The 6,635-nt window shown below is 59.1% G+C and carries 6 protein-coding genes; all 6 read left to right on the top strand.

Translation table 11 applies throughout. The annotated features are described in order from the left end of the window. The coding region (locus AUL38_RS17645; protein ID WP_235590551.1) for a hypothetical protein at positions 1-221 on the top strand (221 nt) is incomplete at its 5' end. A gap of 90 nt (positions 222-311) precedes the next feature. Further along, on the top strand, positions 312-1,424 hold the full coding sequence (locus AUL38_RS01540; protein WP_059058637.1) for a DegT/DnrJ/EryC1/StrS aminotransferase family protein: 1,113 nt from the start codon (positions 312-314) through the stop codon (positions 1,422-1,424). 130 nt (positions 1,425-1,554) lie between these two features. Beyond that, complete coding sequence (locus AUL38_RS01535; protein ID WP_235590550.1) at positions 1,555-3,312, top strand: ABC transporter ATP-binding protein; 1,758 nt, start codon at positions 1,555-1,557, stop codon at positions 3,310-3,312. An 88-nt stretch (positions 3,313-3,400) separates the two neighbouring features. Beyond that, the gene (locus AUL38_RS01530) at positions 3,401-4,441 is read left to right on the top strand and encodes a glycosyltransferase (RefSeq protein ID WP_059058614.1); all 1,041 of its coding nucleotides are present in this window, start codon (positions 3,401-3,403) and stop codon (positions 4,439-4,441) included. A 43-nt stretch (positions 4,442-4,484) separates the two neighbouring features. Continuing rightward, positions 4,485-5,648, top strand: a complete 1,164-nt coding sequence (locus AUL38_RS01525; RefSeq protein ID WP_059058611.1) for a glycosyltransferase family 4 protein — start codon at positions 4,485-4,487, stop codon at positions 5,646-5,648. Between the two features lie 75 nt (positions 5,649-5,723). Beyond that, positions 5,724-6,635, top strand: coding sequence for an LpxD N-terminal domain-containing protein (locus tag AUL38_RS01520; RefSeq protein ID WP_059058609.1), 912 nt, complete (start codon positions 5,724-5,726; stop codon positions 6,633-6,635).

Raw genomic sequence — 6,635 nt, 5'->3', positions numbered from 1 at the left:
GTCCTTGGGGCTGGCCCGCAGGGCCGGGGTTCCCTGTTGGGAAGGGGTATGCGGTTCCCTTCCAGAACGGTAATGCGGTGCTCACTCCACCCGCAACGATCAAATTTGTCTCTAAGCAGGCAGCCCCGACGTATAAGCAGGCAGCCCCAACGGAAGATCAGGCAGTCCCAACGGAAGAGCAGGCAGCCCCAACGGAAGAGCAGACAGTCCCAACGGAATAGCTCGGTCCTTCGATACAGCCGCCTTCACCTGCGCGTGGAAGGTGGCTGTGGCCACAGGCTCTGCAAGGGCGGTCAGTTATGATGGTCACTATGTGTGCTGATTTCATTCCTGCGGCAAAGCCAATCATCGGAGACGAAGAGCGTGAGGCCGTCGATCGGGTCATGCGTTCCGGAATGGTCGCGCAGGGCCCTGAGGTCAAGGCCTTTGAAGAGGAGTTCTCGGAGCACTTCGTCAAGGGGCGTGAAACAGTCGCCGTGAACTCCGGCACAAGCGGCCAGCATCTAGGGCTGCTTGCTGCAGGCATCGGGGCGGGTGACGAGGTCATCGTCCCCTCGTTCACCTTTGCGGCTACGGGAAACTCTGTCGCGTTGACTGGAGCGACCCCGGTGTTCGTCGACATTGAACCCGACTACTTTACGCTCTCGCCTGAGGCGGTTCGCGCAGCGATCACGCCACGCACGAAGGGCATCATGCCCGTCCATCTCTACGGGCATCCCTTCCTTGTGGATGAGATTGAAGCTATCGCGCAGGAACACGGACTCGCGATCTTTGAAGACGCCGCTCAAGCCCACGGTGCCAGCTGGGACGGGCGACCGGTTGGGACGCTCGGCGCATTCGCAATGTTCAGCCTGTACCCGACGAAGAACATGACCTCGGGAGAAGGGGGCATGGTCACCTGCGAGGCTGGACCAATTGCCCGCAACATCCGCTTGCTGCGAAACCAGGGAATGGAGACTCAGTACGCCAATGAAGTGATTGGGTTTAACACCCGCATGACTGATATCCACGCGGCTATCGGGCGTGTACAGCTGACCAAGGTGGATGCTTGGACGAGACAACGGCAGCGGAATGCCGCAGCATTGAATGCAGGCTTTGCAGGGAACCTCGGCGTTGTCGTTCCTCAGGTTGCTGAACAGGCGACGCACGTCTACCACCAGTACACAATCCGGCTAGACGGTGCGGAGCGTGATCGAATTCGAGTCGCGCTGAAGGACGAGTACGGAATCGGATCGGGCGTGTACTACCCGATCCCAAACCACCGTCTCCCCTCGCTCGAGAAGTTCGCTCCTGGTCTCGATCTCCCTGAGACCGAGCGTGCAGCGAGAGAAGTGCTGTCTTTGCCGGTGCACCCTTCCCTCGCCGAGGGCGATCTAGACCGGATCATCGCTGCGGTAAACGCGGTAACTCGAGCCGGCGCCTAAGTGAAGTAGGGCTGTTGCAGGGCCGCGGCAGGTTTGGCCCTGTCTCCGACGTCGCCGTCAGATGTGAAATTGAGAGAATGACTAGTCAACAGAGGGAAATGGTGAGCAGGTGAAGTCAGCTTGGAAAACCTTGGCAGAGCTGTTCGAGGTTCTTCCTAAGGGGGCAAAGCCGTTCTATACGTGGTATGCCATTGCCACCGGTGCACTCGCACTGCTCGACACGCTAGCGCTTGCGCTTATCGTTGCTGTAATCACACCCCTGGCAAGTGGAGACCCGATCTCCCTTCCTATCGTTGGTGAGCTGCCGTCGAACGCAGTGCTTTGGATTGCTATTGCAGTTGCCGTTCTCTTCGTCTCGAAAGGCGTTATTGCGTCGATCTTGCACTGGCACGCGACGCGTCGCTTTGCGCGATACGAGCTCGAGGTCGGTGATGCCCTGTTCCGCGCGTACACTCGTTCCAGCTGGGAGCGGCGCTCGCAGGTGAGCACTGCGACAGTTACGCGCATTGTGGACACCTCGATGTCGCACACGAATACCGGCTTCATTATGCCGCTGTCGCAGGTGCCAGTGAACGCTCTCACATTTGTGTCGGTCCTCTCGGTTTTGATTGTCGCCCAGCCGCTTGTCGCCCTCATTGCGTTCGTCTACCTTGGCTGCGCTCTTGTCTTGATGACGTCCTTGGTGTCAAAGCACTCGCGTTCCGCCGGAGCACGCAATCGCACGTATGGCTACCGCGTCGCAACCATCATGACTGAGATGGTCGACGCTCTGAAAGAGATTGTGCTGCGTGGCAAGCTCGATGAAGTCGGCGAGGTACTCACGGAGAACCGACAGATCACGACCCGAGCCCGCGCAAATCTTGCGTTCTTGTCGGTCGTTCCAAAGTACGCCTACGAAGCCGTGTTAGTCGGCGGGGTACTCATCGTGGGCGGTTCTGCGTATTTGATAGGTGGAACGACGCACGCTCTTGTGGCGATCTCGCTGTTCGCGGCTACGGGGTTCCGCATGATTCCAGCGTTGAACGCGGTACAGTCAAGCATCAATTCAGCCTCAGCGACAGAGCCATACGCGCGTGATGTGATTCGGGAACTCAAGAGCGCGAATGAAGAGAGCGCGGAGATGGTTGAGCAGCCTGACACGGGTGAACTGCCAGCTGCCCCAACTTCTTTGAAGCTCACGGACGTTAGCTTCCGGTACCCCGGTGCGGAGCGTGACGTCCTGACTGGGCTCTCGCTCTCGATTCCGTTGGGTTCAAGCCTCGCGATCGTTGGACCGTCCGGTGCCGGTAAATCTACCCTGATTGATATTCTGCTGGGTCTGAGCGTGCCGACGTCCGGTGCGCTTGAGATCGACGGCGTACCACTGGAGTCCGTCATGCGTCAGTGGCGTGGCAGAGTTGGCTATGTACCGCAGCGGGTTGCGCTTTTTGACGCTTCCATCGCCCAGAATGTGGCATTGACCTGGCACGATGATTACGATGCGGATCGGGTTGAGGAAGCTCTGAACAAGGCCCACCTGTCGGAGCTCATCACCCGCGGTGATGGCATCCGGACAACGGTCGGAGAACGGGGAACCTCGATCTCTGGCGGACAGCAGCAGCGAATGGGGATCGCCAGGGCGCTGTACGCCGATCCTTTTGTCATGGTGATGGATGAGGCTACGAGCTCCCTGGACACCGCAACTGAGAACAAGATCACGGAGTCACTGAACGAGCTACAAGGGGAGGTCACGTTTATCACGGTGGCCCACCGCCTCGCAACGATCCGGGATTACGATCAGGTGTGCTACTTGGACCAAGGGAAGATCTTGGGGCAAGGAGCGTTCATGGAGGTTGTGGAGCAGGTCCCAGAGTTCAAAGTGCAGGCCCAACTGGCGGGGATCCTATGAAGCAGCGACTGCTCATCCTGTCATTCTCTGATATTAGCCAGGACGCACGAGTGCGCAAGCAGGTCGAGTTGTTCGCTGACGCTATGACGTGACTACCTGCGGGTTCGGTGAAGCTGCCCGTGATGATATTGAGCACCTGCCACTCACCGGAAGCGTCTCTCGGCTATTCAAGTATTTTGAGGCGATTGCGCTCAGAACCCGGTTGTACTCGCTTGCTTACCGCTGGCACCCAAGGAGCCGAGAAGCGCGGCGCGCGTTGCGTGGACGCACGTTTAACGCAGTTCTTGCCAACGACTTCGATACCGTCGAAGTAGCGCAGGAGATTGTTGCGCCGCAGCACGTGCATGCTGACTTGCACGAATATTTCCCTGGTCTCCACGACCAAAATCCTGCGTGGGTTCGGCTTCGAAAACCATTTCTCGACTGGATTCTGCGTCGCTATGTCGTCCCCGTTGGGTCGGTTACGACAGTGTCAGACACCATTGCTAGCAGGTATGAGGCCGAGTATGGCTTTGCTCCTGGCGTCGTGCGCAATGCCGCACCGCTGGCTTCGTTGAGCCCCACGCCCGTTGGCGCGCGGATCAGGCTGGTGCACTCCGGCGTTGCCCAGGAGAATCGCCGGATTGAAGTTATGATGCAGGCAGCAGCTAGGTCGAAGACGCCAGTCACCTTAGATCTCTACCTCACGGGAGTTGGATCTGACTATCACCGCTCCTTGATGGCATTGGCTGATGACTTGGGTGATCGGGTCACAGTTCACCCGCCTGTTCCGCAACGCGACCTCGTTGGCGTCCTCAACGCGCACGACGTGGGGGTGTTCATATTGCCCGACACAAACACAAACTACCGCCTGGCGCTGCCCAATAAGTTCTTTGATTACGTGCAGGCAAGGCTCGCACTCGTCATCAGCCCCACCGTCGACATGGAACGGCTGCTGCGGAAGCACGACCTGGGAATTGTGGCGCAGGGGGCCGGCGTTGAGGACGTTGTTACCGCCTTCGACCAGTTAGCCGTTGAAGACGTGAAACGGTGGAAGCAACACGCTGACGCAGCTGCAGCCGAAAATAGCGCTGAAGCGCAGAACCCGGTCTGGGAGGCTGCTGTCGCCGCGCGGATGGCGGAGCGCTGAGACCGTGTCATCGCAGCAGGCGCTAAGAGAACACAAGGGAAGTATGCGCATAGCAATTGCGAGTCGGATTTTTGCTCCTGAGCCCAGTGCTGCGTCGTTTCGGCTCACGGCACTGGCGCAGGCTTTTGCTGAGGCGGGTGACTCAGTTGATGTGCTGACGGTGCGCACGGCAAAGTCTGAGGCGGACCCTCAAGATGACAATCTGCCGTATCGCGTCAGACGCTTCCCGGTGCTCAGAGACAAGCATGGTTACGTCCGCGGATACGTGCAGTACCTGAGCTTTGACGTTCCGCTGTTCTTTCGGATCCTCTTCGGCAAACGGTTGGACCTGATTGTTGCTGAGCCTCCTCCAACCACGGGCTTTTTCGTTCGGTGTGCGGCAGCGCTGCGAAGGACGCCGTATGCCTACTACGCGGCAGACATCTGGTCGGACGCAGTTGCTGGGACCGACGCCGCCCCCGGCCTAGTGGCCAAGGTACTTGGGGTAGTCGAGCGTTTTGTGCTCAGGGGAGCGGCCGTCGTATTGTCGGTGAGCGACGGCGTAACCGACCGGCTGCAGGAGATGGGCACCCTACCGGAGCGAATCGTGACGGTCGGGAACGGGGTCGACCTTGCGTCATTCCCGCTCGAGGGGAACATCAAACAGATCGATGGGCCCTACTTCCTCTACGCTGGCACTGCATCTGAAGTGCACGGAGCCCGAATCTTCGTCGATGCGTTTCGCGAGTTCCATTCGAATCATCCGGAGACGCGATTGGTGTTCATTGGCCAAGGCTCGGAACGGGAGACTATTCGAGTCATGTCTCAGGCGCTCCCGGTCGGGGCCGTTCTGCACTTGCCGCGGGAAGAGCCTAGCGTAGTGGCGGACTGGCTTCGGGGCGCGATCGTTTCGCTTGCTAGCTCACGCCCAGGGCAGGGCTACGACTTTAGTTTCCCGACAAAGATCTACGCTTCGGTCGCCGTTGGCACCCCTGTGATCTTCACGGGGTTGGGGCCCGCGATTGATTTTCTTGAAGACTCGAAGGCAGGGTGGTCGGTCGACTACGACGTTGATAGCGTGGTCGCGGCTATGGAGGAGGCCTACCGGGCAAGTCTCTCGCCGGAATGGCAGCAACGACGAAAGCCATTCGCCCTCCGTATGCGTGACACCGTTGGCTTGGAGCGTGTTGCGAGTCGCGCAGTTGCGGCCGCGCATGAGCGTTTCTAGTTGCCCCTGCCTCTTGCGCCCATCTGCTGGAGAGACAGGGTGACCCACTCGTCTTCGCGAAGCTAGAGTACTGGTATGGCCCTTAGTATTGTTACCACTCATACGATCACGGCTGACTTCTCTCTCGAAGCGGTCGGCGAGCATCGCGAAGTTCATGGGCTTGCCCCCATAGGCGAGGCACAAAAGAATACGCTGACCTTTGTCGGCGATATCGAAAAATACGGGGAAGCTCTCGAGACTGCGTTGCAGGTTGGCGCAATCGTGTTCGTGCCCGCAGGTCAGGCCTACTCCACGCCGTCAGCGGGCACGCTCATCCTCGCGGCTAATCCGCGGGCCGCGTTTGCGCAGGCGAGCGCAAGGTACTTCACCCCGCCGGTGCTTGCGGGGGTCGCAGAGACGGCACGTGTGCACCCCACCGCCTTCATCGATCCGTCCGCATCGGTCGGTGAATTTACTGTTATCCGGGAGAACGCGGTGGTCGGGGCCGGATCAGAGATCCGGGACCATGTTGTCATCGGACGCAATGTCACGATTGGGGACTCAGCGCTCATCAAGAGCCACGCTGTCATCGGAGAGGAAGGGTTCGGGATCGAAAAGGACTCCGCTGGAAACAACTTCCGGATTCCTCACCTAGGGTCGGTGAAGATTGGGAACCACGTCGAGGTCGGATGTTTTACTACGGTGTGCTCGGGGACGATTGCGCCGACAACGATCGGGGATTATTCGAAGATCGATGACCACGTTCACATTTCCCACAACTGCCGACTGGAGCGCAACGTCATCGTTACCGCATGCGCCGAAGTATCTGGAAGTGTCATTTTGGAAGATGATGTTTGGCTCGGCCCAAATTCTTCGATTATCCAAGGTGTGACTCTTGGCAGGGGGGCGTTGCTCGGAATTGGCGCGGTTGCGTTGAAGTCCATCGACGAAGGCGAAGTTCGTGTGGGCAACCCTGCGCGCCAGCTGCCCTCGAGATCTGCACAGTAG

The sequence above is a fragment of the Leucobacter sp. G161 genome, from assembly GCF_001482305.1.
Lineage (GTDB): Bacteria > Actinomycetota > Actinomycetes > Actinomycetales > Microbacteriaceae > Leucobacter.
The sequence above is the reverse complement of the archived record's forward strand: the minus strand, read 5'-3'. Positions and strand labels throughout refer to the sequence as shown.

Excerpts from the sequence above, each read along its gene's own strand:
- AUL38_RS01540 (WP_059058637.1), top strand. The coding sequence starts at position 312 with ATGTGTGCTGATTTCATTCCTGCGGCAAAGCCAATCATCGGAGACGAA.
- AUL38_RS01525 (WP_059058611.1), top strand. The coding sequence starts at position 4,485 with ATGCGCATAGCAATTGCGAGTCGGATTTTTGCTCCTGAGCCCAGTGCT.
- AUL38_RS01520 (WP_059058609.1), top strand. The coding sequence starts at position 5,724 with ATGGCCCTTAGTATTGTTACCACTCATACGATCACGGCTGACTTCTCT.